The organism is Bradyrhizobium denitrificans, assembly GCF_013179005.1.
GTDB lineage: Bacteria > Pseudomonadota > Alphaproteobacteria > Rhizobiales > Xanthobacteraceae > Bradyrhizobium > Bradyrhizobium denitrificans.
Genome location: NZ_JABFDP010000009.1, coordinates 226905 through 253588 on the forward strand (window position 1 = coordinate 226905; position 26684 = coordinate 253588).

At 61.9% G+C, this 26684-nt stretch carries 21 protein-coding genes and 1 tRNA gene; 10 read left to right on the top strand and 12 right to left on the bottom strand.

Going from position 1 to position 26684, the window contains the following annotated elements; translation table 11 throughout:
- Window positions 1-183: 183 nt before the first annotated feature.
- Window positions 184-1104, bottom strand: a complete 921-nt coding sequence (locus HL671_RS39315; RefSeq protein ID WP_083780680.1) for a septal ring lytic transglycosylase RlpA family protein — start codon at window positions 1102-1104, stop codon at window positions 184-186.
- 937 nt (window positions 1105-2041) lie between these two features.
- On the opposite strand from HL671_RS39315, the gene HL671_RS12180 reads away from it, so the two are divergent.
- Window positions 2042-2131 (top strand) — tRNA-Ser (locus HL671_RS12180).
- 136 nt (window positions 2132-2267) lie between these two features.
- Here HL671_RS12180 and HL671_RS12185 read toward each other — a convergent pair.
- From HL671_RS12185 to HL671_RS12220, 8 genes are all read right to left on the bottom strand, one after another.
- Window positions 2268-5369 carry an efflux RND transporter permease subunit gene (locus HL671_RS12185; protein WP_246579471.1) on the bottom strand — a complete coding sequence of 1034 codons (3102 nt, stop codon included), beginning with the start codon at window positions 5367-5369 and terminating at the stop codon, window positions 2268-2270.
- A 1-nt stretch (window position 5370) separates the two neighbouring features.
- Window positions 5371-6663 carry an efflux RND transporter periplasmic adaptor subunit gene (locus HL671_RS12190; protein ID WP_307769048.1) on the bottom strand — a complete coding sequence of 431 codons (1293 nt, stop codon included), beginning with the start codon at window positions 6661-6663 and terminating at the stop codon, window positions 5371-5373.
- Between the two features lie 135 nt (window positions 6664-6798).
- Window positions 6799-8169: a glycosyltransferase gene (locus tag HL671_RS12195; RefSeq protein WP_172236522.1), complete on the bottom strand. Its 1371-nt coding sequence runs from the start codon at window positions 8167-8169 to the stop codon at window positions 6799-6801.
- 41 nt (window positions 8170-8210) lie between these two features.
- Entirely contained in the window at window positions 8211-12515 is a 4305-nt protein-coding gene (locus HL671_RS12200; protein WP_210263858.1) for a non-ribosomal peptide synthetase, read from the bottom strand.
- 53 nt (window positions 12516-12568) lie between these two features.
- A complete protein-coding gene (locus HL671_RS12205) occupies window positions 12569-12778 on the bottom strand; it encodes an MbtH family protein (protein ID WP_012044178.1) in 210 nt (69 codons plus the stop codon).
- A gap of 51 nt (window positions 12779-12829) precedes the next feature.
- The gene (locus HL671_RS12210) at window positions 12830-13432 is read right to left on the bottom strand and encodes an acyl-homoserine-lactone synthase (protein ID WP_172236523.1); all 603 of its coding nucleotides are present in this window, start codon (window positions 13430-13432) and stop codon (window positions 12830-12832) included.
- A gap of 318 nt (window positions 13433-13750) precedes the next feature.
- Window positions 13751-13945 (bottom strand): hypothetical protein, encoded by a 195-nt coding sequence (locus tag HL671_RS12215; protein ID WP_041750762.1) that lies wholly within the window; start codon window positions 13943-13945, stop codon window positions 13751-13753.
- Between the two features lie 279 nt (window positions 13946-14224).
- Entirely contained in the window at window positions 14225-14947 is a 723-nt protein-coding gene (locus HL671_RS12220) for a helix-turn-helix transcriptional regulator (protein ID WP_172236524.1), read from the bottom strand.
- A gap of 1380 nt (window positions 14948-16327) precedes the next feature.
- On the opposite strand from HL671_RS12220, the gene HL671_RS12225 reads away from it, so the two are divergent.
- Window positions 16328-16492 (top strand): hypothetical protein, encoded by a 165-nt coding sequence (locus tag HL671_RS12225; protein ID WP_210263859.1) that lies wholly within the window; start codon window positions 16328-16330, stop codon window positions 16490-16492.
- A gap of 153 nt (window positions 16493-16645) precedes the next feature.
- Here HL671_RS12225 and HL671_RS12230 read toward each other — a convergent pair whose 3' ends face one another.
- The gene (locus HL671_RS12230) at window positions 16646-17392 is read right to left on the bottom strand and encodes a Spy/CpxP family protein refolding chaperone (protein WP_049795502.1); all 747 of its coding nucleotides are present in this window, start codon (window positions 17390-17392) and stop codon (window positions 16646-16648) included.
- 410 nt (window positions 17393-17802) lie between these two features.
- On the opposite strand from HL671_RS12230, the gene HL671_RS12235 reads away from it, so the two are divergent.
- The 5 genes from HL671_RS12235 to HL671_RS12255 all read left to right on the top strand — a co-directional run bounded on the left by HL671_RS12235 (window position 17803) and on the right by HL671_RS12255 (window position 23262).
- Window positions 17803-19143 (top strand): ABC transporter substrate-binding protein, encoded by a 1341-nt coding sequence (locus tag HL671_RS12235; protein WP_012044181.1) that lies wholly within the window; start codon window positions 17803-17805, stop codon window positions 19141-19143.
- A 115-nt stretch (window positions 19144-19258) separates the two neighbouring features.
- The gene (locus tag HL671_RS12240) at window positions 19259-20197 is read left to right on the top strand and encodes a carbohydrate ABC transporter permease (RefSeq protein WP_012044182.1); all 939 of its coding nucleotides are present in this window, start codon (window positions 19259-19261) and stop codon (window positions 20195-20197) included.
- Complete coding sequence (locus HL671_RS12245; protein WP_012044183.1) at window positions 20197-21108, top strand: carbohydrate ABC transporter permease; 912 nt, start codon at window positions 20197-20199, stop codon at window positions 21106-21108. The genes HL671_RS12240 and HL671_RS12245 overlap by 1 nt, the downstream gene beginning before the upstream one ends.
- 17 nt (window positions 21109-21125) lie before the next feature.
- Window positions 21126-22226, top strand: a complete 1101-nt coding sequence (locus tag HL671_RS12250) for an ABC transporter ATP-binding protein (RefSeq protein WP_012044184.1) — start codon at window positions 21126-21128, stop codon at window positions 22224-22226.
- A gap of 28 nt (window positions 22227-22254) precedes the next feature.
- A complete protein-coding gene (locus HL671_RS12255) occupies window positions 22255-23262 on the top strand; it encodes a hydroxyacid dehydrogenase (protein ID WP_172236526.1) in 1008 nt (335 codons plus the stop codon).
- A gap of 166 nt (window positions 23263-23428) precedes the next feature.
- Here the strand turns inward: HL671_RS12255 and HL671_RS12260 are convergent, their stop codons facing one another.
- Window positions 23429-23743 carry a hypothetical protein gene (locus tag HL671_RS12260; RefSeq protein ID WP_172236527.1) on the bottom strand — a complete coding sequence of 105 codons (315 nt, stop codon included), beginning with the start codon at window positions 23741-23743 and terminating at the stop codon, window positions 23429-23431.
- A 708-nt stretch (window positions 23744-24451) separates the two neighbouring features.
- The gene (locus tag HL671_RS12265) at window positions 24452-24634 is read right to left on the bottom strand and encodes a hypothetical protein (RefSeq protein WP_172236528.1); all 183 of its coding nucleotides are present in this window, start codon (window positions 24632-24634) and stop codon (window positions 24452-24454) included.
- Between the two features lie 300 nt (window positions 24635-24934).
- Between HL671_RS12265 and HL671_RS12270 the strand changes: the two genes are divergently transcribed.
- The 3 genes from HL671_RS12270 to HL671_RS12280 all read left to right on the top strand — a co-directional run.
- Entirely contained in the window at window positions 24935-25450 is a 516-nt protein-coding gene (locus tag HL671_RS12270; protein ID WP_210263860.1) for an SEL1-like repeat protein, read from the top strand.
- A gap of 182 nt (window positions 25451-25632) precedes the next feature.
- A complete protein-coding gene (locus tag HL671_RS39120) occupies window positions 25633-25935 on the top strand; it encodes a PadR family transcriptional regulator (protein ID WP_172236530.1) in 303 nt (100 codons plus the stop codon).
- Window positions 25926-26684: sugar transferase (locus HL671_RS12280; RefSeq protein WP_172236428.1), on the top strand; the 759-nt coding region annotated here is incomplete at its 3' end. The genes HL671_RS39120 and HL671_RS12280, both read left to right, overlap by 10 nt.

Here is a 26684-nt window from a genome sequence, read left to right on the forward strand (position 1 = left end):
CACCGAATCCCGGATCGAGCGCGCGGGCGAAGCCCTGGCCTTTTGCGAGCCGGTTTATCCCTGCCGGTTTATCCCTGGCCGCGCTCGACAGCGGATGTCCTCGACAATGGGGGCGCAACTGGTCGCGCCAAGCCGGCCGCGTCAGCCGACGCGAGGCGCTTCGTCGATGTCAGCGGACCTTAATCAGTACAGCCCGCGACCGCTCATGATGTCTCGGGCTTCGTCGGCGCCATCATTGGCCTCTGCCCTGCCCTGCGCGGCGTAGCGGCCGTTCTGATCATAGGAGACGGCGCGCGGATTATCGAGGCTCCGCCCCCGCGTCCTGCTGGACGCCGACATTTCCGACGTTGCGGCGATCGAGGCCAGGTCGGCCGAGCCGTTGCCCAGCGTATAGGGACGGCCCTCCGGCAGCGGGACCTCGCCGCGAATCGGCCGGCCCGCGCCGACGTCCGGCACGAACGGCTTGGCCGAGGCAACGCGGACCAGGGACGGAGCCGGCGCCGGGATGCCCGTGCGCAAGGTCGCCATCAGCTGGACGTCGTCGGACCCCTCCAGGGGGGCGCGGCCGACATATTCGACGCGCACGCGGGCGACGCCGGTGCCCTTGAACTCGAGCAGGTCAGCCGCCTTGTTGGAGACGTCGATCAGCCGGTTGGCATGATACGGGCCGCGATCGTTGACGCGGACGATGAGTGATTTGCCATTGGCGAGGTTGGTGACCCGGGCATAGCTCGGCATCGGCAGGGTCGGATGCGCCGCCGTCAGCGAGGCCATGTCGAACACCTCGCCATTGGCGGTCAGGCGCCCGTGGAAGTCATCGCCATACCAGGATGCCATGCCTTCGGCGCGATAATTGGTGTCTTCTTCGGGCACATAGGTCTTGCCGGCGACGGTATAGGGCTTGCCGACCCGGTAGACACCGCCGCCCTTCGGCACCGGCTCGCCGAAGCCGACCACGCGCGGGCTCGACGACACGCCGTATTTCGGATCGACCTTGCTGGCGAATTTGTTCGACGAGGCGCAATTCGCGACCATCAGGCAGGCGAGGACGGCGACAGCGCTACGCACCGCTCTCTCGACCGGATGTGTTTGACCAATCCCCATCGACCCCAATTACCACTTCGCCGGCAGCGCCTGAACACGCGATCAGGCTCGAATCGTCCCGGCTTGTCCCCGAGTCGCATCCCCGCAACTCATCAAGTAAGGATAACGCAACCCGAACACGGCGGAAATGGGGTGGGCTCGCCGTGGTTAACCGGAGCTTTCCGACTGCAACTGAGACGAGAAGGCCGCTCTCGTCCCCCACCCAGACAGCACGATCGTGTTTCGAGTGCACCTTTTTGGTCACATATGTTGCTCGAAATCCTCAGCTCAGTCTGATCTCATTTTCCGGGACCTGAATCATTTTGACTGTGCAGGGCTGCACGTCGTTTCCTTCTCGCGGGGCGCAACAGGATGTGTTCGCTATGATCGAAGCAGTTACCGCAGTGATGGGCTTGGTTGGCGCCGGGATCTTCCTCGCTCACGCCTTTGAGGGCGTGCGTTTCCGGGCCTGATGTCGAACGGGCCCGCGTAACGGGCCGCGCTGCTTCAGAGACGGCTTGAAGCAGCAGTTCTGCAAGTTGGCCGTTTGCACATTGCCTTTCTCCAGCCGCCGAGCGCGCGCGTGACAGCGGCAGAACGCAGGCGGTGGCGGATGCAACATCAAGATATGCTTTCGGGCGGATTTCTCGCCCTGGCAGCGGTGAGCACGGCAATCCTGTGCTCTGGCCTGGTCGCCCTTGCGTTCAGGTGAGGAGGCCTCGGTACGGCCCGCGCGAGAGCGGCGCCATGCCCTGCCGGCCTGACATCGGCCGAATGATCGCCCCCGGTCGCCATCAGCCTCGACCGGGCCTGGTTCAGAACGAATTCCGCAACGCATGATGGCGCGCATCTCTGATGCAGCGCCGTTGACGAGCCGCAAGGCAACACCCTAAACAAGCGTGGTCAGGCTGGTGCGCGGCGACGCATGCGATCGCGCTGTTCCGGACCAGCACAGGATGGAAGGGTGGCCGAGTGGTTTAAGGCACCGGTCTTGAAAACCGGCGTGCCCGCAAGGGTACCGTGGGTTCGAATCCCACCCCTTCCGCCAGTCCTGATCGGAGTCCGGGGCCCCCAGCGCGTCTCCACGGCGATGGCGACCGCTAGGTCGTGCCGCAGGAGCCCATCCTGAGCCACGACCTCATCGCGCATCCGACGATCAGCGCCTTGAACTCTTTCTCCTCGGCTCAGACCTGAGAATCGCCCACGAGCTTGATGTCGTCCTTCGGTCCGACGAAGCGCGAGAGCTTGCTGTCGAGAAGCCGGCCGAAATCGTCCATGATCGTAAAGGCGGCCGGCACGAAGACAAGGCTGAGAAAGGTCGAGGCAAGCAGCCCACCGATCAATGCGACCGCCATGGGGGAACGGAACGCGCCGCCGTCGCCGAGCCCCAATGCAGAAGGAACCATCCCTGCCGTCATGGCCGCCGTCGTCATGATCACGGGTTGAGCGCGCTTGCGGCCGGCTTCGAGCAACGCCGTCGTGCGTTCGACACCGCTCGCGACCTCTGTGATGGCGAAGTCCACGAGCAGGATCGCATTTTTCGTCACGATTCCCATGAGCATGAGGAATCCGATAATGGCCGAGAGGTTGATGGCATGGCCGGCCAGCAGCAGCGCAAGCAGCGCTCCGCCGATCGACAGCGGCATGGAGAAGATGATGGTGATCGGATGCATCGCGTCGGCGAAGAGCAGAACGAGGACGGCGAGCACCATGAGTACCCCGGCAGCGATCGCGAACGAAAAACTCGAAAACACGTCGTCCATGATCTCTGAATCGCCGAACCTCGCAATCGTCACGCCGGCGGGCAGGTTGCGTGCCGAGGGCAGCGCCATCACTTGCGCGATGGCCTCGCCCAGCGGGGTGCTTCCGACGAGGTCGGCCTCGATGGCGACGCGACGCCTGCCGTCATAGCGTTCGATGGTCATCGGCCCCTCGCCGAAGCCGATTTCGGCGACCGTGGCCAGCGGTACGGTGCCGCTCCTGGCTTTGATCCGCAGCATATCGAGAGTCGATAGATCGCCTCGAGCTCGCTCGTCGAGCTGCACGCGGATTGGCACTTGGCGGTCGACGGCCGAGAACTTCGCCAGACGTGCGGAGACATCGCCGATCGTCGCAATCCGCGCCACTTCGGCGATCTGCGTCCCGGAGATTCCAAGATCGGCAGCCTCCTCCAGCCTCGGCAGGATGCGAATCTCCGGCCGGGCGAGAGCCACGGTCGAGACGACATTCGCGAGCACGGACACGTTCTGCCGGGCGTCCCGCTCCACCGCGAATGCCGCTTGCTCGACCGCGGCGCCATCGCGTCCGGACAGGATCAGCGTGAATTCGCGTCCGCCGCCGCCGTTGCCGAAGCTGTAGCGAAGATCCGGGATCGCGCCGAGCGCCGCGCGCATGTCGTGCTCGAAGGCCTTCTGGCCGTGCGACCGGTTGCTGCGCGCAACGAGGTCGACGATGATGGTGGCCTTGCGCACGTCACCCGCGGTGACGCTCAGCCCGTGGGCGCCGGCGGTGCCGCCGACCGCATAGACGCTCCTGACTTCCGGCCGCTTCTTGAGCAGGGCCGTGATGCGGTCCGTGGCGGCCACGGTATCCGCGATCGTCGAGCCCGGTGGCAGCTCGATCAGGAGAACCGAACGCGACAGGTCATCGGTTGGCAGAAAGCCGAGCGGCAAGGCACCTGCGACCATCAACGAGCCCAGGAAGACCAGGCCAGCAAACGCGAGCGTGACGAAGCGGTGGCGAAGCGACCATTCGAGCATGCGGAGATAGTGCCGCATGAGCACTCCATGCCCTTCGGAATGGCGCCGAGGGGCGCGAAGGAAATATGCCGCAAGCAGCGGCGTGATCAGCCTTGCGACCAGCAAGGAAAACGTGACTGCGATGGCGACCGTGAGGCCGAACTGCTTGAAGTATTGACCGGCGATGCCGTCCATGAGGCTGACCGGCATGAACATGGCGACGATGGTCATGGTCGTCGCGACGACCGCGAGTCCGATCTCGTCGGCCGCCTGGAGCGAGGCGCGATAGGCTGATTTGCCCATCCGGATGTGGCGGACGATGTTCTCGATCTCGACGATCGCATCATCGACCAGGATGCCGGTGACCAGCGTGATTGCGAGCAGGCTGACGGCGTTCAGCGAAAACCCGATGATGTCCATCACCCAGAACGTCGGGAGGATCGACAACGGTATCGCGAGCACGGAAATTGCCGTCGCGCGAAGGTCGCGCAGAAAAATCAGCACGACGACGACCGCGAGGATGGCGCCTTCGGTCAACGTCTGCATGGTGGCTCTATAATCGGACTTGGTATAGCGCACCGTGCTGTCGATCTCGGATACGGACAGATCGGGATGCTCGTTGGCGAGTAGCTCCAATCTCTTCCCGACGGCCTCTGCGACGGCCACGTCGGAGAAGCCCTTCGCACGGAAGACACCAAAGGTGACCACCGGTCGTCCATCGAGGCGAGCAAAGCTGCGGGCGTCGGCCGCGCCATCGATGACCGTGGCAATCTCCTTCAACGCAGTCCTTCGGCCGCCGGGCAGCACGATCGCGGTATTGGCCAGTCCGTCGATCGTCGCGGCCCCCGCGAGCATGCGTATGGTCTGCTCTCCCGCCCCCACTTCACCGCGCCCGCCGGAGAGATCGACATTCGTCGCTCGCAGCTGCGCGTTCACGTCCGCCGCTGTGATGCCGAGCGCGATCAGCCGGTCGGGTTGCAGCGATACCCGGATTTCACGATCGGCGCCGCCAGCGCGCTTCACCTGCGCGACGCCGCGAACGCCCTGGAGAGCTCCCGTGATGACGTCATCGACGAACCAGGACACCTGCTCGGCTGTCCAAGCGGGAAACGACACGGCATAGGTGACGATGGCCATCCCTCCGACCTCGACCCGCTGTATCGACGGTTCCTCGATGCTCTGCGGCAGCTCCGACCGGATATTCGCCATCGCGTTCCGGACGTCATTGACCGCACGATCGGCCGGCGTCCCCAGTTGGAATTCGATTGTCGTCACGGACACGCCGTCAGAGATGCTCGACGTGACGTGCTTGGCCCCGACGACCCCGGTGACCGCATTTTCGACGTTCTTCGTGACCTGCGTTTCCAGCTCGCTCGGCGCAGCACCGGTCTGGGCGATCGTGACGGTGACGATGGGGATGTCGATATTGGGCATCTGCGTGATCGGCAGGGTCTTCAGGCTGACCGCACCGAGCACAATCAGGACGCCAAATAGCACCAGCGATGGAATGGGCTTCCGAATCGACCAGGCGGAGATGTTGAGGGCCATCTCAGTCTTCTCCCGCAGATCCGGCATCACTGCGGACCGGCAAGATCCGGTCGCCCGGCCTGACGAAAGCGGCGGCTCGAACGACGACCTCCTGGCCTTCAATCAGCCCGCTTACGATTTCGACACGGGTGCCGCGTGCAAGTCCGGTTTGGACATTGCGGAGTTCGACGACATTGTTGGTCGCGAGCTGAACATAGCTGCCATTCTTGCTGAAGCTGACGGCGGACAGCGGCACGGTGACGGCTTGTCGCTTGCCGAGTGTAATGCTGCCGCGGGCAAAAACACCGGCCCTCATGGCCGCATGGGGAGAGAGCGCGACCGCGACGCGACCGAGACGGCTCGCTTTGTCGACAATGGGATCGACCAGCCGCACGTGGCCGCGGATGGACTGGCTGACGCCGGGCAACCAAACTTCCACGTCCTGGGCCGGCTCGATCTGCGGCAGCACGGTTTCCGGAACCTCGGCATCGAATTCGATCTGACCGTTACGTATGAGGCGGAACAGAGGTTCGCCCGCCGTGCCGGTCACCGCGCCGAGGCGAGCGGCGCGGTGCGAGATGATCCCCGCAGTCGGCGCCTTCAGTTCGGTCCGCGCGATTTTCAGCTCGATCTCACCACGTTGCGCCTCCGCAAACGCTTCCTCGGCCTTGGCCATGCGCAAATTCTCCGCAGCTGCGGTGGACTTTGCCGCGGCGACCTTGGCCTGGGTCTCACGCGCCAGGAGTTGCGCTGGAGATATCGTGCCGGTGGAGTTTAAGGTCAGCGTGCGATTCAACGCGTCGGCCGCTTCGGCTTCGTTGGCTTGCATCTCCGCCATCGAGGCCTGCATCTGCGCGACCGACGCTTGGGCTATCGCGATCATCGCGGTGTTCTGCGCGAGCTGTGTCCGGAGCATCGTGCCGTCGAGGCGAGCGAGCACCTGCCCTGCTTCCACGCGATCGCCAACGTCGGCCAGCAGTTCGACGATGCGCAACCCGTCGACCTCCGCACCGACAACATTCTCCTCGCGGGCCACGAGCGATCCGGTCACGGCCAGCGTCTCGGTGATCGAATGCCGTTCGGCGCGGGCAAGCGTCGTCGCGATCGGTGCCGCACCCGAACGTTCGCCTGCGTCCCGTCGCGGATCGGAGATCTGCGCTGCGGCCGCTTCGACCTGCTGGCGCCTCGCGCCGCTCACAGCGAACATGGCGACGCAGACTGTTACGGCGAGCATTGGGAAGGCGATCCACGCGAACCTCGACAGCGGCCTTTTCACGCGACGACCTTCCTTTGGATCCGACCGCGAAGTCGGCATGACGCCCGACTCCGGCAGTCTGCATCCGCGATCGACTGCGTTCGGAGACGAGCCCGAAGCCCGATTCGAAAATAGGGGCGAATCAACCCGCTCCCGACGTCCCGCGCCTCAGGCCAGCGTCGAAATCGATCGCGCTCAGCGACTTGCAGGCTCCGCAGGAGTCCCGACAAGGTCGAACCTGCGAGGTGGATCTCCCTGAGAGCTGGCTGGCAATCCGGTGGCCGCGAGCTGTTCGACCCGTTCCGCAATCTCGTTACGAGCGTTGTAGCTGGCGAACGCGGCGCGCAGCGCCTGTGCACGCTGTCGGTATTGCGGCGTGGTGAGCACGGCGCGGACCGCCTCGCGAATCTGCGAGGCGGATGGCCGGCCGGTCCCAAGATTGATGCCGGCGCCCGCCCACGCGACGCGCGCGGCAATTTCAGGCTTTTCCTCACTATCCCCGGCGACGACCAACGGCACACCGAGACTGAGCGCGTGATTGACGCCGCCATAGCCGCCATTGGTCACCATGACGCTCACCTTCGGGAGCAGACGGTCGAACGGCAGGAATGTCGCCGCCCTCGCATTGGGCGGCACCACCACCGGGATCGATTCGGTTGGTGGGCCGCCGGTGCACGCGATCACCGTCAGGTCCTCGTTCGCCAAGCCCCTCAGCGTTGGCCCGACAAGCTGCCCAAGATCCTCGTTTGCGAGCGTGCCTTGAGTGACCAGCACGATCGGGCCGGCATTGTCGATCTCGTCCCACCAAGGCGGCGGGCGGAAGCCGGTCGATGGCGGCGGCAGCAGCGGGCCGACGAAGCGGATGCTGCTTGGCATCGTGCCACGCGGATATTCGAACTCCCAGGCCGTCAGCTGCAAATACAGGTCAGGCAGCGTGATCATGCTATCGAACAGGAATGCCGGCAGAGGGCGCGCCCCGATCCTCACGAGGACATCGTTGAAGTATTGCTGCACCGGGCCGAACATCACTTTCTGCAGGTGGCTATTCATCGCAGCATTGCGCGCGCGATCGGCCGGCGTGATGGATGGCGGGAGCGCGGTGCCGAAGAAGGCGGTGTCTGCGCTCGACAGAGCGAGCGCCGTGATCCCAAGCCCGATGATCGGGACTCTTTTTTCCGGCGGGCCCAGCAGAAGCGGAAACGTCCCGCAGAACATCGTATCGGTGATGATCGCATCGAAAGGAAACTCGCGGTGCAAGTCGCGTATCCCGGCGGCCTGATGCGGTATTGCATCCGCAAAGATGTGCTTCAGTCCGAAGGAGAGCAGCGCGGGACCAGGTGCAATCTTGCGGCGTTCGGGAAAGTGCTCGTCGAGTTTCCGATAATCGTGATCGATCTCCGGGCGAAACGCGACGAATCGTGCGCCGGTCGCCTCCACTCGCTCCCTGAACAGACTGCCGGTATTGACGACGACCTCGTGGCCCCGACTCACGAGGAGTTGGGATACGGCCAACAAAGGAAAGACGTGACCAGGTAGCGCCGTAGCCGCGATGAGAAACCGCGCCATGTTGTGCTCTCCCCTATCCTAACCCACCAACCGATCGCCGTTTATTCCGCTGTTTCCGGCAACCGAACATCAGGCACGGTTTCCACAAGCCGCAGATTGCCAAAATAGCGATCGAGAAGGGCCGAACTGACCGGACCGATCGGCGCGCCCACCGCAGCCAATTGTTGCTGCGTGAGGTCCGAGGTCACTTCCGGGTGCGATCGCGACGTATCCTCTTTTGACAGGATCGACAGGATGGCCGCCAGATCGTTGTCCTGTGTTTCGGCCAGCCGCCGTCGCCCGATGTCGATCCATTGATCAAGCGGCACGATTTCGATCGGAACGCCGAGCCGGCGGAAGATGCGTGGGACCTCGCGTACATCAACGGGTTGACTGTTCATGAGATGATAGACACTGCCCCAGGACGCTTCGCTGCCCGCGAGCCGGACGATCGCTCGCGCGACGTCATCGGCCGGCGTCATGTTCAGCCTGAAGTCCAGGTCGGGAATTGCGCCAAGTTCCGCATAAAGCCGGACAATGCGCCACATCAGGTCCGTTTCGTTGCAGATGCCATTGGCGCGATCACCGGTGACGCTGCTCAGGCGATAGATCGCCAGCGGCAGGCCGCGAAGCTGCGCTTGCCGGACAAGCGTGTCGCCGACCCACTTGCTTTGGCTATAGCCGCTCGTGAGTCCCTGCCACGAGGTCAGATCAGTGAGTTCCGACACCGGCCCGGCCTGAAACTTGTCGATCACCGCAAGGGTGGACACATAGTGCAGCCGCTTTGGTCGTCCACTCGCGGTCCAATCGAGCAGCGTGAGGACGCTGTCGACATTGGCGGGTTTGAGCGCCGCATAATGACGGAGGAAATCGACGTTCGCGCCGCAATGATAGATCGCCTCGCACTCGTCACGCACAATGCGGATTCCCCTTTCATCGAGTCCGAGCGCCGGATGTCCGAGATTTCCGGTCAGAACCTCGATGCGATGCTCGTCCCCGCTCACCGAAAGCTTTCGCTTGTCGAGCGCCTGCCGCAAACGGGCTTCGCCGGATTGCCGATCAGCGGCGCGGACGTGACACACGATCTGCGCATCCGTCTCCTGGATCAGCGCGGAGAGAAGGTGACTACCGACAAAGCCGGTCGCTCCCGTCAGAAAAATGCGTTTGGGGTTCTGCGGCGCCCGCCCGCCGGTCAGCCTGACATGCGCCGGCAGGAGAATGTCGTGCGACAAGTCCACGGCGCCCGTCGAAGATCCATCAGGGTCGAGCCGTTCAGCGAGCCCGGCGATGGTCGACACTTCAAACAGCGTCGCAAACGGCAGCTCGACTCCAAACGCAGCCCGGATGTTGGAGACCAGATGCGTCACCAGCAGCGAATGGCCGCCGAGATCGAAAAAGCTGTCATGAATCCCGACGCGCTCGAGCCCGAGGGTCTCGGCGAACAGAGCGCAGAGTTTCTCTTCCTGTGCCGTCCGCGGCGGGGTGTATTCGGTCACCGGCTGGTGGTCAGGAACAGGCAAAGCGTTGCGATCGAGCTTGCCGTTGGGGGTGAGTGGCAGCGCGTCGAGCACGACGAACGCGGCGGGAACCATGTAGTCCGGCAGGGTGCGCGTAAGATGTTGGCGCAGCATCATGGCATGCGGTGCATGACCAGCAGCGGGAACGACATAGCCGACGAGGCGCCTATCGCCGGCACGATCTTCGCGAGCGATGACGGCAGCCTGGGCGACGCTCTCATGCTGACCGAGCGTGGCCTCGATCTCACCGGGCTCGATCCGGAAGCCGCGAATCTTGACCTGATGGTCGGCACGGCCAAGAAAATGCAGCGTGCCTTCCGGCCGCCATCGCGCACGGTCGCCGGTACGGTACATGCGGCTGCCCGGCGGACCGAACGGATCGGCGACGAAACGCTCGGCGGTCAGGCCCGGACGGTTGAGGTAGCCGCGCGCCAGACCGCTGCCGGCGATATAGAGCTCGCCCGCCACCCCGACCGGAACAGGCTGCAAACCATCGTCCAGAACATAGACCCGCGTATTCCAGATCGGATGCCCAATCGGCGGATCCGCCGCGCCGGAGAGCGGCATGCTCATCGTGGCGCAGATCGTCGTTTCCGTCGGCCCATAGGCGTTGATCATCCGCCGCCCTTCCGACCAGCGCGCGACCAGATCGGGCGGACAGGCATCGCCGCCAACGATCAGCGTGCGCAACTGCGCGAGCTGCTCGGTCGGCATGCCGGCCAGAACCGCCGGCGGAATAAGCGCGTGGCTGACGGCGTAGCGGGTCAGCGTATCGGCAAGTACCTTGCCGGCCACGAGGCCAGCCTGCGGAACGACAAGCGCAGCTCCAGCGGGAAACGCCATGAGCACTTCCATGATCGACGCGTCGAAACTGGATGAGGAGAATTGCAGGACGCGCGAGTCAGGCGTGATGCCGAGCCGCTCGATCTGAGCTTCGACAAGGCTCGTGATGCCAGTATGCGAGACGACGACGCCTTTTGGGATTCCCGTCGAGCCAGAGGTGTAGATGACGTAGGCGGAGTTGACCGGGGTCAGCGGCGCGATGCGATCCTGGTCCCGCGGGTTGGTGTCGGGCTGGCGGGCAAGAAGGTCGGCGGTGTCGGGATGATCCAGCAGCAGGCGCCGGCCCGCCTCGGGCAGGCGCTCGGCAATGGCATTGCTGGTGACCAGGCACACCGGCCTGGCGTCGGCGAGCATGAAGGCCAGACGGTCAGCCGGATAGTCCGGATCGAGCGGCAGATAGGCGGCGCCGCTCTTGGCGATGGCAAGCAGGCCGACGATCAGCTCCGCCGAGCGCGGCAGGGCGAGCGCGACGATCTGCTCGGGACCAGCGCCTTGTGCGATCAGCAGATGCGCCAGCCGGTTGGCGCGCGCATTGAGGACAGCGTAGCTGAGCGTGGTATCCTCGCACACCAGCGCGGTGGCGTCACCGCGCCGCGCGACCTGAGCCTCGATCAGCGACGGCAATGTCGTCGGCGACACCGCGCGGACCGTGTCGTTCCACTCCACCAGCACCCGGCGCCGCTCCGCCGCATCAAGAATGTCAATTGCGCCAATCGGCCGACTGGGATCCTGTGCAATCGCCTCGACAAATCTCACGAGACGCTGCTGATGACAGGCCAGCTCCTGCGCGGTGTAAAGAGCAGGATTGGCGTCGAAATCAATTCGAAGCCCTTTCCCATCACCGCGGTCGTAGACGAAAATCGCAAGGTCGTCGCCGGAGCCATTGCACAGGTTGTGCGTCGTTGCGGAATGGCCGCCGAAGCAGAGATCGTAGTCGAATGGTTCGATATTGATGACCGTCGTAAAAAGGTGCCCGTTCGTGGAAAGCAGGTTGAGGTCCCGTCTGAGGTCCTCGTATCTGTAGCATTGGTGTCGTATAGCGTCGCGAACTCGCCTCCCCACGTCGCGAATTAGAGACGTCGCGCTCATGTCCGGACTCATGGCCAAACGGAGCGGCACCGCGTTGGCGACCATGCCGGGAACACGCCGCAGCCGTCCCTTGGGCCGGGCTGTCACTGGCAGGCCGATGACCAGATCGTCGATCCCGGTCACGCGATAAAGATAGGCTGCGGTCGCGGCGATGATGATCTGTGGAAGACTTGCGCCGCTGGCCTGCGCCGTTGCGCGCAGCGCCGCCACACTTTCCGCCGAGAGATGGATTGTCTGACGGAGAAGGCCACCGACATTCTGCCTCCGCTGACCGGCGAGACTAAACGCAGCCGGGCGATCGGCGAACTGTTTCAGCCAGTACTCGCGGTCGCGTGCAAATCGTTCGGAGCTTCGATACGCGTTCTCTTCCTCAAGGAGAAGCGCCAAGGGACCGAACGTACTTTGTCCGGGAGAGCGTCCCTCGGTGAGCGCCGTGTAGATCTCGGCGACGCGCCGGGCGAACAGCCCGCCGGTGAAACCGTCCATGACGATATGATGGCTGCGATGATACCAGAAATAATGATCCGCCGCGGCCTTGAACAGGGCGCAGGTCCAAAGCGGCCCTGTCAGCAGATCGACCGGCCGAGTCAACTCTGCCATCATCCAGCTTTCAGCCGCCGCCCGCGGGTCAGGTTCGGAGCTGACATCGATGAACGGAAAGGTCGTGTTCAAGGTGCGCGAGACCGTCTGGCGGATTCCGTCTCGCTGCTCGATGAACCGCACTCGCACGGTGTCCGCTTCCATCCCGGCTTGCCGCAAGGCTGCCTCGAACAACACGGGATCAATCGGCCCGTGGATCTCTATGGACTCCGCAAGATTGAATATCGAATCCGACGAGCCGAATTTCTGCGCAAACCACATGCCCGTCTGAGCCGCGGAGAGTGGCAACACCTGTGAAAACTCGTTGATCGCGTTCACGACTTCCCCACCGATGTATGAGTTAAGAGAATGTTCGAATATCGATGCTGTGGCTATGCCGTACGGTTGTGACCGCGGGCTCTCGGACGCATGTCCGTCCAGTTCGTGTCGATGTAGTCGATGCAGGCCTGGCGGCTGTTCTGTGCGCAGACCGCAGACCAGCCGGCCGGGACCTCCGCTGCTGCGGGCCACAGCGAATGTTGTCCTTGATCATTGACCAGGACGACGAAGCTGCCGCCCTGATCGTCGAAAGGATTGCTCACGTCTCGTGCTCCGATTTCGGCGAGGGATTGCGCTCAGTTCGATGCTGACGATCAGGCTGCAGCCGCGTGCGCGACGCCCAACCGTGCTTCGAGCTGTCGAAGGGTTTGTGTGGACACGTGAAGCTGTCCAGCCATGGCGATGGTGTCGCCGATCCGGCGCGCGGGACCGAGGCGCTCGAGTCGCCAGCCGGACCGCCGCAGGACACGCTCCATACCCACGTCGACGACGCAGGCGATGGTGTTTATGTCGTTCGACAGGCTGACTTTCAGAACCCCGATCAGCAACTCGTAGGTCGTTCGCGATATGCCCGATTGAGTAACGGCGGTGTTTCCGCTCACCGCAAATCTGCTGGCTTCCCACACGCGTCCTCCGCAAGGTACGGCTGCTCTGGTCACAAGGGACGGGAAGATATCGCGAAGCATATTCGGACCGGTCGTCGGCAGAAGGCGGACACAACCGTTCAGGATACCGTGTCTGTCCATCGAGAGCAGATAGCGGGGCGACAAGGCGTCATATTTGTCGACCTCAAGTTCGCCGCTGACGATGACGTCCCAACCCAGGCGGTCCTTGAAGACCGTCTTCCGAAGGCGATGCATTTGGTACAAGCTGCTGATGTGGCGTCCTGCATTGTCTTTCGTGACAATTCGAAGCATCTGGGTCCCCGTCCCGTCCGTCAGGCTGGACATTATCCGGCAGCTACATCAACTCGAGCTGTCTACCTTTGCAGGTATCCTGCGGTCTGCGACTGCCCTACAATTCGGTCTCAGTGTCGTTGACTCTCTCCGTTCGGTAGACGGAGCTGACGAGAACTAAGAAGACGAGACGGAAGATCGACACGGTGCTGAAGGCGACGATCGCCTTGGCGGCGTTACTCGAACAAGTGAGCATGACCGATCTGGGGCTATGCTACGAGGCGCCCCCCAACCAGATCGTACCTCGAAGCGTCAGCTCTTGGATGGGGCGCCACTTGCTCATCGGATGCCTGCGATCGATTGCGTGAGCCGCGCCGTGCTGAATTGGCGCCTGTACGATACGGTGCAAGTGCCGTTCTGCGTTGATGCCGCGGAAGACGCGCCGTCGCGGCTCGGCAAGCCGCTCATCTTCGACAGCGCCAGGACAGCTAAGTTCACCAGCACGGCCTCCAGCGTACTGGCGACCACTGGCATCCGGCCATCCGCAGCCCTATGGTGGTCGCGCGCGCCGGCGCCTCAGCAAAGACGGCGGATATGGCGGACAACACCGAACATGCGTCGCCCACACACCCAAGGTCTTACCGACGGACGCAGACTCAATGGTCCTGCTCCTGGACTCCACTTCCAAGAATCGCTCCAAGGAGAGCAAGAGGAGCAGGACACGGTCTCCGAGACACACCTACCAGACACACATCGGCAAGCGCAGGTGCCGCTACTCTCAGGTCACGGCACCTTAGACTGCCCGACGGATGGCTACATGCCGATGATATCGTACGCCAGTCCCTTGGCGACCGCCTGTTGTACGGTCGCAACTCCGAGCTTGCGCTTGGCGTTCTGGGTATGAAACACAACCGTTCGCCGACTGACGTTGATGATTTCTGCCGTATCCAAAGCGCTCTTTCCGCGAGCGGCCCATTGCAGGCAGATCCTCTCGCGCTGAGTCAAGCATGGACGAAGCGGTGACGCGGGCGTGGGCGTTACGTCCCGCAATCGAGCATAGAGGTAGATCGCAATGAGATGCAGCTCATGGCGGTACTTGCTGATTTGGGCTTCGAACGCCGAACGGGCCTCGCAAGCAGCGAGCGTGAGCGTTGCAACCTTGCCCTGACGATCATGGATCGGAATCGTGACACCATGTCGAATCTCGAACTCGCTGGCCTCTTCCAAGAACCACTTCTGCCGATTGTTTAGCGCATCGAATTGATCAGTTGACCACGCGAAGGGAAGCGTTGTTGCAACCGAGCGGGCGATCACCGGATCGATCCTGTCGTACCGATTTGCACGGTACTGCTCCACCCAGGCGCTCGGATAGGTCGTGATTGCCAGCGCGTCATCCTCGTCGCCGCGCGGCGCGAAACTGAGATAGGCGAAGCATGGGAAGCCATATTGCTCCAAGGTTTGTCGCAAAAGATTCTCAATTTCATGCGTGGTGTCGCATGTCGGGAGATTCTGAACGAACTGTTCAAATATCCTCATGCGCCCCCCTACCCAAAACAGCCTTGCCCTTCTTCAAGCTGATCCAGAACCGATTTGCGTGATGTGGCGACACTTCTGGTCCCTCTTGGCGATATTGCCGTCGGACCATTGCATTGGCGGTGAAGATCATCGTGCCTACTGACCGTTGGTTACTTACTGAATTTTGAGAGCCGTCCGGAGAATTTCCTCCACGTTCACGACATTCGCAACACCATCTAAGGTTGTATAAAAACCTCCAAGTTCTACATCTACACCATCAGACGACTCCGAAGCGTTCGCAGAACTCACGCTGAGCTCACGGAGTGATGCCCGTAAGTTGATAGTAGAGCGGCGCGTTCAGAGGTCGCTAATCAAAATCGCGCGACGTTCACATTTGGAACAACGATTGGAAGACTCGGTCTTAGTTGTGGCCATGGCCTCCGCCGAGATTGTCCGATCTGCGGACATCATATAGCCATCGATCTGTCTGCAGCGAACTGTGATAAACTACGAGTATCCTCGGGAGTCGCTCATGACTGAGTCACTCCGAAGCGCCAGCAGACGATATTCATCGGGTGATCGTCTATCGGACCCCGGCTCTTGAGCGAAGAATCGAGAGGGATGATCAGGATCCCTGCAATCGATTGACGATCAGCATGTGAGTCATTTTTTCAAGACGGACCAGAACAATCCGCAGCTCAGTTCGAGAGCCCCCCCTTCGAGCGTGCGCATGGAGACTACTGAGCATGCACATTCTGGTCATGACGGAGCAGGATATTTCGGCTCGGCCGTTTGTCGGCAGACTTGGTTTTAATTTTGGCGTCAAGGCCGTTGCCGTAGACAACTTATGATAGCAATTCGACCTTGCTTGCCGAGCATCCCAACTACGCGTTGAGAATACCGACCTCCGCGAGGCGGATGCCTCATCGCCCGTCGTCATCAAGAACAGATCGGACATTCGTTCGTCTATCGCGCAGGACAGCTGTCGACAGATCGTTCAACAACACAAATCGGTTTTCACACAAGTGTTGTAGGCACGCCCGCCCTGCTCGCGTCCACGCACCGCGAGCTCGACAACAATCCCCTGCCCACCAGACGATTTCGGTTGATCCACGCTTCTGCCGACGACGTCCTCGGTTCACGGGGAGAGGCCGGACGTCTCTCCGAACGCGCAATATGTTCCGAGTCAACGTCACGACAAGCCAATGAGCTTCTGACCGCTAACAACATCGATGCTGGCGGGTCTCGGGGTATCATCAGCAGATCGGCGAATGATTGTCCTTTTCTTCAATCCCATCTCTGTGGCGGAGGATAATGAGGACTGATTCGCTTGGCTTCACGTCGCTCGAAAATTGGGGTGAGCAGATCTGATCCATGGGCGTTGTGGTTCTGGCAACCTCGATGCTGTCGCTGATCCCGGTCATTCGCGGCCTGCTCGATGTGCCGATCGAGGCAGCCTGGCTGCTGTTGCTTGCGGGAAGTGGCCGCTATCTTTTTGCCACGACACGCTTCGGAATCTGTCTCGCAACGCAGGCAGGGACGTTGCCACATTCGGACTGCTGCTGATGCTGGCGCTCCGGCCGGCAGGTGCCGTCGGGCACGTGGACGCCGCGCGCAAGCATGCCTGACGGGATCCGATCTATCCTGCTCGCTGAATCGGGCGCGCATCTCGTCTCGATGGCGCCAGCGATAAAGTGGGCGAGCTGCTCGGTAGCGATCTCAGTCCAGCCCACGCTCGTGGCTGAGACGGACCATCTCGTCGATGAACATCTGCTTCTGCTTGTCATCCAGGCTGGTGAAGAGCGGCTCCGCCGCGTCGGACACCGCGCGCTGGTCGGCGGCGCGATCGACCAGGAACTGCGCCTCGTTGCGCATCTGCTCGATGATGTCATCCGGCGGATCTCGCTTCGACCGCGCGATGCGCAGGTTCAAGCGATCGGCGCCGTTGCGGCCAAGCGCGTGCATCGCATTCGCGAACGGTGCCCAGTTCTTTTCCTGCTCCGCGGTGAGGTTGAGACCGACCTTCAGACGCTCGACATTGCTGTCGCTGTTGGCGACGATCTGCTCGGCGGTCAGTTGCGGCGTACCTTGTTGCGTCAGCATCGGCGCGGCCTTGGCAGGCTTGCTGGCCTTGGCGACCTTGGACGATTTGCCCTTCTTGGCTTCCGCCGGTGGGTTGCCCTCCGGCGGAGCTGCGCTGCGCGGGTTGGGCTGTGCCTCATTTCCGGTGAGTACCCCGGTAACGCCGGTGACCACGCCGACGACCCCGCCGATCGCGCCGCCCAGCACCCCGCCAACCGGACCGGCGGCCCTGTTGCCCTCGCGAGCCCCCTGCTCCATGCCCTTGAACAGGCCTTGCGCGTCAACCTGACGCGGCAGGCACACAAGCCCCGCCAGCACCACTCCGACTCCTGCCGCAATGCACAGCAACGGGCGCCGCCGGCTGGCCGGTTGCTTCGTGATCATCCGTTTCACGATCATCAGTGAAGGCTCCGCACGACAGGGCCTGACCGGACGGAGCCGACGTCAGTGAGTGGGCGCTGTGATTCCTGCTCAGTGTAGCGTTGCCGCAGCGCGCAAGTCCATGTCCGCATGCGGTTAGCCTCGCGCTCCCCGCGAGGCCTCCGCCGTGAAAGCACCGTCAGCTCTGATTTGCATTGCAGCGGCCGATCGCTGCACCGCGATCGCGACACGCTGCCGCAGCACCGCGTACCCGCCATTAGTTCAAGGGTTTGCCTCACCTGCTTTCTCGACAGTGGCGTGCAATTCTGCTCTGATTGCATTCAAGCGAAATCCGTGCGCGCATGACGCGACGCAATAACTAACAAGACGGATTCGCATCAACCGCATGCTTGGCTCACCAGGGAGGGAACGCCATGTCACGGAGGAAGCTGAACCGCCGACAATTCGTTGCTGCGACCGCTGCCAGTTCCGCGGTCATGATCGCCGCCCCCTATGTTCGCGGCGCCTATGCCGCAGGCAAGCTCTCGATGGGATTCTGGGACCACTGGGTTCCCGGTGCCAACCAGGCCTCGACCGATCTCGTCAATGAGTGGGCCGCCAAGGAAAAGGTCGAGGTGTCGATCGACTACATCACCAGCCAGGGCAAGAAGATCGAGCTGACCATCGCCGCGGAAGCCGCGGCGAAATCGGGACACGATCTGATCGCGATGCCGACCTGGTGGCCGCATGCGCATGCCGAGCTGCTCGAACCGGTCAACGACATCATGGGACCGATCATCCAGGAGAACGGCGAGGTGAACGGCACCGTCAAGTATCTGGGGCAATCGGGCGGCAAATGGCTCGCGGTGCCCGCCTGCGTCGGCAGCCAGATCAAGGGTCCCTGCACCCGCATCGACCTGATGAAGAAGCACGCCGGGATCGACGTGCAGGAGCTCTACCCGGCCGGCAGCCCGCCGAAAGCGGACAGTTGGACGACGGAAACTTTCCTGAAGGCGGCGGAAGCCTGCCAGAAGGCCGGCGTTCCCTTCGGCATCGGCCTCGGCGAGACCACCGATAGCGTCGATTCCGCAGGCGCCTTTTTCCAGGCGTTCGGGGCCGAGCTGGTCAATGCCAAGGGCGATGTCACCGTGAAGACCGACGCCGTCCGCCAGGCGCTCGAATTCTACAAGCGGCTGATCGCGGCGCTGCCGCCGGATGTCGCCTCATGGGACGACGCCTCGAACAACAAATGGCTGGTGTCGGGCAAGGGCGCCATGATCATGAATCCGCCAAGCGCCTGGGCGGTGGCCAAGCGCGACGCGCCGCAGATCGCCGAGCAGTGCTGGACCCACGGCTTCCCGGCCGGACCGAAGGGCCGCTTCGCGCCATTCCTGCCCTACTTCTGGAGCGTCTGGTCGTTCTCCAAGAACAAGGAGGCCGCCAAGAGTCTGATCGTCCATCTGTCCAAGCCGGCCTCGATCGAGAAGATGGTGGTCGCCAGCGGCGGTTATGACCTGCCAGCCTATGAGAAGCTGACCACGCTCAAGGTCTGGCAGGAGCAGGGACCGCCAAAGGGTACGCTCTATCACTACCCCAATCCCTACAATCATCAGACGCTGTCGATCGCGGCCTCCCCTGCTCCGCCCAAGATCGCGCAGCAGATCTACGCACAGGCGACGATGACCAAGATGTGCCTGCGTTATGCCCAGGGCGAGAAGATGGAAACGACGCTCGCCTGGGCCGAGGGCGAGTGCGAAGGCTTCATGCGCAGCTGAGCGGCCCTCTCGCAAATCCGGCGGTCCGCATCGCGCGGGCCGCCTCCCTCCGCGCATTGTCTTGCCCGCCCAGTGAAACCCGGCCTGCCGGGAGTCTCACGAGGAGCCTGTTCTCATGGTTGATGCCGCGATCGGCGAAGACACCGTTGCCCGCCCGCGCAGGGCCGCCACCCGCAGAGGCCTCCGCCATGCGCTGAAGCGAAAATCGACCGTCGCCTTCCTGCTGACCCTGCCGCTGATCCTGCTGATCACGCTGCTCGTGGTGTATCCCGCGGCCTATTCGGTGCATCTGGCGACCCTGAACAAGTCGATGCAGCGCTTCGTCGGCTTTGGCAATTTCGAGTTCCTTTTCAAGCGCGACACGTTCTGGCTGGTCGTCAAGCAGTCCTGCATCTTCGCGATCACGGCGGTGGTGTTCAAAGCCCTGATCGGTTTCATCGTCGCGCATTTCGTGCATAACATCCCGGCCAAGGGGCAGCGCAAATGGCGCGGCATGCTGCTGGTGCCCTGGGTGATCCCGCCGGCGATGAGCACGCTCGCCTGGCTGTGGCTGTTCGACCCGTCCTACAGCGCCTTCAACTACACGCTCGCGTTTTTCGGCATCGGTCCGATCCCGTGGACGGGCGACGCCGCCTGGGCACGGTTCTCGGTGATCCTGGTCAATGTCTGGTATGGCGCGCCGTTCTTCATGATCATGTATCTGGCGGCGCTGAAATCGGTGCCGGAGCAACTCTACGAGGCCGCCGCCATCGATGGCGCCAATTGGTGGCAGCGGATCTGGTTCGTGACACTGCCGATGATGCGCAACATCATCGCCATCACCACGCTGTTCTCGCTGATCGTGACGTTCGCGAATTTCGACATCGTCCGAATCCTCACCGCCGGCGGCCCGCTCGACAAGACGCACATCTTCGCGACCTGGGCGTTCCGCGTCGGTATCGAGGGCAGCGATATCCCGCTCGGCGCCAGCGTCTCGCTGTTCATGGTGCCGATCCTGGCGGTGGCCGCGATCTTCATCCTGCGCGATGTCTCCAAGCGGGGGAACGAGTCCTGATGAGCACGATGACCGTCGACAAGGCCGGCCCGACCCGCACCGTCAAATACGGCTCGATGAGCCGCGACCGCGCCTGGGCGCTGCGCTGGTCGTATTTCTTCCTGACGCTGTTTGCGATCTTCTCGCTGGTGCCGCCGCTTTATATGCTGATCACATCATTGAAGGGCAGCGCGGAGATCTCCGCCGCGACCAATCCGTGGTGGGTGTTCCATCCGACCCTGGAGAACTATGCCGGGCTTTTGACCTCGAACCAGTTCCTGCGCTTCTTCTTCAACTCGGCGATGGTCTCGATCATCGTCGTGATCATCACCATGTTGATCAGCATCCCCGCCGCGTTCGCGCTGTCACGGATGAAGTTCTGGGGCTCGGCCACGCTCGCCACCGGCGTGTTCCTGACCTATCTGATCCCGGACAGCCTGCTGTTCATTCCGCTGTTCAAGATGTTCGCGCTGATCGGCGACGTCACCGGCATCCAGCTGATCAACCGCTGGTACGTGTTGCTGTTCATCTATCCGACGCTGACGGTGCCGTTCTGCACCTGGATCATGATCGGCTATTTCGCCTCGATCCCGAAGGAGCTCGACGAGGCCGCGATCATCGACGGCGCCTCCTGGCTGCAGACCTTGACGCGCATCTTCATCCCGGTCGCCCTGCCCGGCCTGATCGCCGCGACGATCTTCGCCTTCACCGTATCCTGGGCGCAGTTCCTCTATCCGCTGGTGTTCACGACCTCGGCCGACCAGCTGGTGCTGCCGGTCGGCATCGTCACCACGCTGATCAAGGGTGATGTCTTCAACTGGGGGCAGATCATGACCGGCGCGCTGCTCGGCGCCGCGCCGCCCTTGATCATCTACGCATTCCTGATGGACTACTACATCGCCGGACTGACGGCCGGCGCGACCAAGGGTTGATGAGGGGTTGACCACAGATGGCTGAAGTGAGCTTGCGCAAGGTCGTGAAACGCTACGACGACGTCGAGGCGGTCAGGGGCATCGATCTCGACATCGCCGACCACGAATTCGTCGTGCTGGTCGGCCCATCCGGTTGCGGCAAGTCCACGACGTTGCGGATGATCGCAGGACTGGAGGACATCTCCGACGGCGACATCACCATCGGCGGCGATGTCGTCAACGACGTGCCGCCGAAGGATCGCGACATCGCGATGGTGTTCCAGAACTACGCGCTCTATCCGCATATGACGGTAGCCGAGAACATGTCGTTCGGGCTGCGGCTCAAACATTATCCAAAGGCCGAGATCAAGAGCCGCGTGGCGGAGGCCGCGCGCATGCTCGACATTGCAGACCTCGTCGACCGCAAGCCGAAACAGCTTTCAGGCGGCCAGCGCCAGCGGGTGGCGATGGGCCGCGCCATCGTGCGCAATCCGAAAGTGTTCCTGTTCGACGAGCCGCTGTCCAATCTCGACGCCAAGCTCCGCGTGCAGATGCGCATCGAGATCAAGAAGGTCCACCAGAAGGTCCGCACCACCACGGTCTACGTCACCCACGACCAGGTCGAAGCGATGACGCTCGCGGACCGCGTCGTTGTCATGAACAAGGGTCGCATCGAGCAGATCGGTACACCGAACGAGCTGTATCATCATCCGGCCACGCGCTTCGTCGCCGGCTTCATCGGCTCGCCCGCGATGAACTTCCTGCCGTGCCGGCTGGAGGAGACCGATGGCCGGCTCCATGTGCGGCTCACCGACCGCATCGCCTTCCCGCTTCCGCCGCTGCGCGCTGCGCGCTATCAATCCGTGTCGCGGAATGACCGGCTGCTGCTCGGCATCCGGCCGGAGCATATCACCGAGACCAAGCCGCATGCCGAGCCGGGAGTCGAGCCCTTCGAGGCCATGCTCGACGTCACCGAGCCGATGGGCATGGAAACCCTGGTCTACTTCGGCCTGAACGAGGCACCGGTTTGCGGCCGGGTCAGTCCCAATGCAGGCGCGCGAGATGGCAGCCCTCTGCGCATGGCAATGGACCTCAACAACATGCACCTGTTAAATGAGGCGACCGGGCTCGTGATCTGACGAGCACAAGAAGCTTCAAGGGCAGGACATGACCACCAGGACGGCAACCAACAAGAACAAGATCCTCGTCACGGAATCCTTTTCGGCCAAGGGCCGCGCACTGCTCACGGCGCGCGACGATGTCGAGATGATCGAGTTCCCCAACATGATCTCGGCGGCTGATTTCTCTGCGCTGCTCAAATCCCATGCGCCCGTCCACGGTGTCGCGCTCGGCGCCACCCGCTTCGGCGAGCCGGAGCTGCTGGCGGCCGGCGACATGAAGGTCGTGACCCGGATCGGCGTCGGCTTCGACGCGGTCGACGTTCCCGCGCTGTCGAAGCACAAGGTGCCGCTGATGGTAGCCGGCACCGCGAACTCGCCGTCGGTCGCCGAACAGGCTCTGTTCATGATGCTGACGCTCGCCAAGCGCGCCAACGAGATGCATGCGATGGTCAGAGACGGCACCTGGGACAGCCGGCTCGGCGTGCTGCCGTTCGATCTCTACGGCAAGACCGTGCTGATCATCGGCTTCGGCCGCATCGGCACCCGGACCGCCAAGCGCTGCCAGGCGATGGAGATGCAGGTCCTGGTCTATGACCCCTACAAGCCCGCGGCCGACATTACCGCTGCCGGCTGCGAGCCGGTCGCCGATCTCGACGCCGCGTTGCCGCGCGCCGACTTCGTCAGCATCCATTGTCCGAAGACGCCGGAGACCATCGGCCTGTTCAATGCCGCCCGTCTCAGGCTGATGAAGCCCACCGCCTACCTGATCAACACCGCGCGCGGCGGCCTGATCGACGAAGCCGCGCTGTACGACGCGCTCTCGTCCGGCCGGCTGGCCGGCGCCGGTCTCGACGTATTCGAGCAGGAGCCGCCGCCGGTCGGGCATGCGCTGCATGCGCTGCCCAACGTGATCATGGCGCCCCACGTCGCCGGCGTCACCCGTGAAGCCGTCGATCGCATGAGCGAACAGACCGCGCGCAATATCCTCAGCGTGCTGGATGGCGATCCGATCCGTCAGAACGTCATCAATCAGGACGTTTTAGATGTCAAATAAGACATTGATATCGAATGCAATATAGCGAAATCTCAGACCTAAGATCTGATTTGGGGTAACGCCAGGGGTAACAAGGTTGAGGGGCATGCATCCATTTTTGCCCCTAGATACGACAAAGGGCCCCGCCAGGGTGAGCGGGGCCCCTATCGAAGAACGACGCAAAATGTCAGGCGGCCGTCGCGGCCGCCAGCCGATGTTCATCCATGTGCAGTGCGAAGGCGACCAGGCCGTGGACGTCGCCGGTGTCCATCTCGTTCAGGCGGACGACCTCGCGCTTTCCATCTAGGCCGGCCGCGGTGAAGGCTGGCGTCAGCACGACCGCCCGCGCGGCGTCGAGCACCTGGTACCAGATGCGCTCGATCTCGGGGTGGTCCTCGTCTACGTGATGCAGGCGATCCCACTCCCCCCACAGTCGGCGATGGCGGTCGATCAGCAGGAGAAGATCAGCGTCGGGATTGCGGCCAGGGGATTTCTTGGACATGCGCAGACCTCATGTTCAAAGTGGCTGGTCTCTGACCGCGGGGCCTGCGAAATTCCAAGTTCGGCTCTGAAAAATTGCCTCAGAAGAAGCGGCGCGTCAAACAAATATTACATGCGAACACATGCACTAGGTCAGTGCATTGGTTCGGTGAATGCAGTCGAGAGTGGCGTCAGCTTGAATGAGGAGCCGCGAATAGCAAAACCCCTCGCTCGGAGTGCGCCCATCATCTGAGCGACAAACTTCAGTACATCTTCCCGGTCGTCATCGTCGCGAAGCCCTTCTGCGCGTCCTCGAGCGCCTTGTTGAGGTCACCCCGTAGCGTCCTGATCTTTTTCACCTGGGTGTCGTAAGCAGCATCGGCAGCCTTGCGCAACTCGTCTGATGAGCTCCGCCGATCCGCTTCGATCTTGCGGATTTATGTCTCGCCAATCTCGATAGCGGCTTGCAAATCGCCCGCCTTTTTCAGAGCGATTGCGAGGTTTGTTTTGAACATGAGAATTGAGACGGCGCCTCCTCCAAACCGATAGTTCACTAGGTTGGCCCTTCATTATTGGCAGAACGACCACAGAAACTCCGGCGTGCTAGGCCGGACGTCGTCGACGTCAGTCTGAGCCTCCAGCGCAGTGACCTGCACGCAAGCGACGCCACTGGCTTTCAGGAGGGCAAGCGCCAGCCGTTGATTGATGTCACTCATGCACTTCGTGGTCGTCAGGGCGCTGACGTTTCGGGCGCAGCTTGGACAGGCGCGATTGTGAAGCCGAGCTTGAGCAGGTCGACCAAGTCGGCGCGCTCGACGGAGATGATCTGACCGGGTTGGAGGTTGTAGTAGGCGCGGCCGGAGCCGGCCCAATGCAGCGTGCCGGACGCGCCGGCCGGAACAGTCATGTTCATGATGGAAGCTCTCTGTGATGGGATGCGAGATCACGCCGGTTGCCGATCGTGCCGTGGGGACGTTCTTCGCAACGATAGATGCGGCCACTCGAAGATCTCCGGGTTCGTTTATTAGTCGGACGTGCTTGGTGCCGCTCCTACGCTTCGCACCGATCACCATAGGCAGTTATTCAGAGAAGAGGCTTCCGACTTGACTCGTTCGCGCGTGTTGACACACGCGTGAATGGCCGCCATAATTTATGGAACCGTTATTAAATATAAGAGGCGGTTATGGACTTTAAGTGCTTTCGATTTTCTGCATTGGCACTGTCGCTTGGTGCATTTTTGGCGTTATCGAATTCCACAATGGCGGCAGAAAAACCTTGCGCCCTACTAACAGCGAAAGATTTTAACGGCGACGAGACTATGATCCGTGAAGTTTGCAAAAGACAAGCCCTGCAAGGATCGTCGTCAGCTCAATCAATTCTGGGCAGTTCCTACCAAGTACCGTTCCTTGGTCCAAGGGATGACAAAGAGGCATTTAAGTGGTGCAGTATGGCCGATGCGCACGGAGAAAAAGGAAATCTCGGTTGTATGTTCACCGCCTACTACGAGGGACGCGGAACTTCGCAAGACCTCACCGAAGCCTACAAGTATCTCATTTTGGCAATCGAGAATGATTGCGTCTCTTGCGCTCCGGATACAATTGGGGCGATTACACTGAACGGGCACTTGAAAATTCGCAGTCACTTGGATTCAACCCTACCAAACTCGGTCATATTGGAAGCAAAGCGGCGTGCGGCGAAGTGGAATGAGCTGCACGGTTACAAAAATTAGCCAGCTCATCTCGACAAGAGAGGTTAAGCCGCCGGCCCGCGCAGGACTCTATGAGGCTTCGGCTATCTGTACGATAGCCGGCGCAGACGTCGTCTAGCGACGTTGCGGGCTTCCCCGCCTATCCTGCCTATGCGGTCAAGTCGCCTTGACAATACGGTGGACCCTATGTAGATTATCCAACTATGGCTACAGAACCGCGATTGACAAGCAACGTCCTGAAGGTGCTGGGGGCCCTCGTCTCAGAGGGGGAGCTGTCGGGGTCGGAGATCGCCAAGTCGACCAACCTGGCCTCAGGCACATTATACCCTTTGCTGTTGCGTCTAGAAGACGCAGGTTGGCTGGACAGCCGATGGGAAGCTGGCGAACCATCCGACCTCGGCCGTCCCCGACGAAGGTATTATCGAGTAACAGGAAAGGGCCAAAAAGCGATCTCGGATGTCGTGCGAAACCTTGTACCTGCAATGGGAAAGCTGACATGGGCGTGATGGTCGACTTCGCTTGTGGACTGGCTGCTTTCGCATTGGCCATCTTAGTTGGGACACTCTCCAAGCTACTCGCTGATGACGCCAAGGCATGGACCCCTCACGTTACGAAGGCGATCATTGCCAGTGCTGTCAAAATGCTCCCGGAGAGGCATCGAGAGAGATTCTCTGAGGAGTGGACCAGTCATATCAACGACGTGCCAGGCGATCTCTCCAAGATTGTCTGTGCTCTTGGCTATGTGTCAGCAGCCCGCAAAATCAGCTCCGCCCCTCTTCCATTTGGACGTCGAGCGTATTTGGCAGTCCTCGGCATGTTTTTCATTCTGCTTTACTTGCCGCTCTTGGTCGGCCTTCTTGCGGGCGTAGCATTGGACACTCGCACTTGGCCGATTATCAAGCAGGAACGAGTTGGACTTCACGGCAAGCGCTTCGCGACGTACCGATTTCGTGCTTCCGAATCTGCATTCGGCCAATTTATACGAAGATGTAGTTTCGATATCATGCCCTGTCTGTTCAACATCTTGCGGGGCGACATCAGCTTGTTCGGTCCAACTGCCTTGCCTCCTCAACTGATTGAGAGGGGCGTTCTTGTAGATTTGAGCAAACTACCTGGGCTGGTGGCGCCCTCTCAAGAGTACCTCAGCGAAGAGTGGTCCGCGCGGACCGAGATTGCGATGATCTCAAGTTTCTGGCTTACCGTGTTCAAGGCCTTTGACCTTGCCCCCAAGTTTTATCCAGATCTGAGTTCGTTC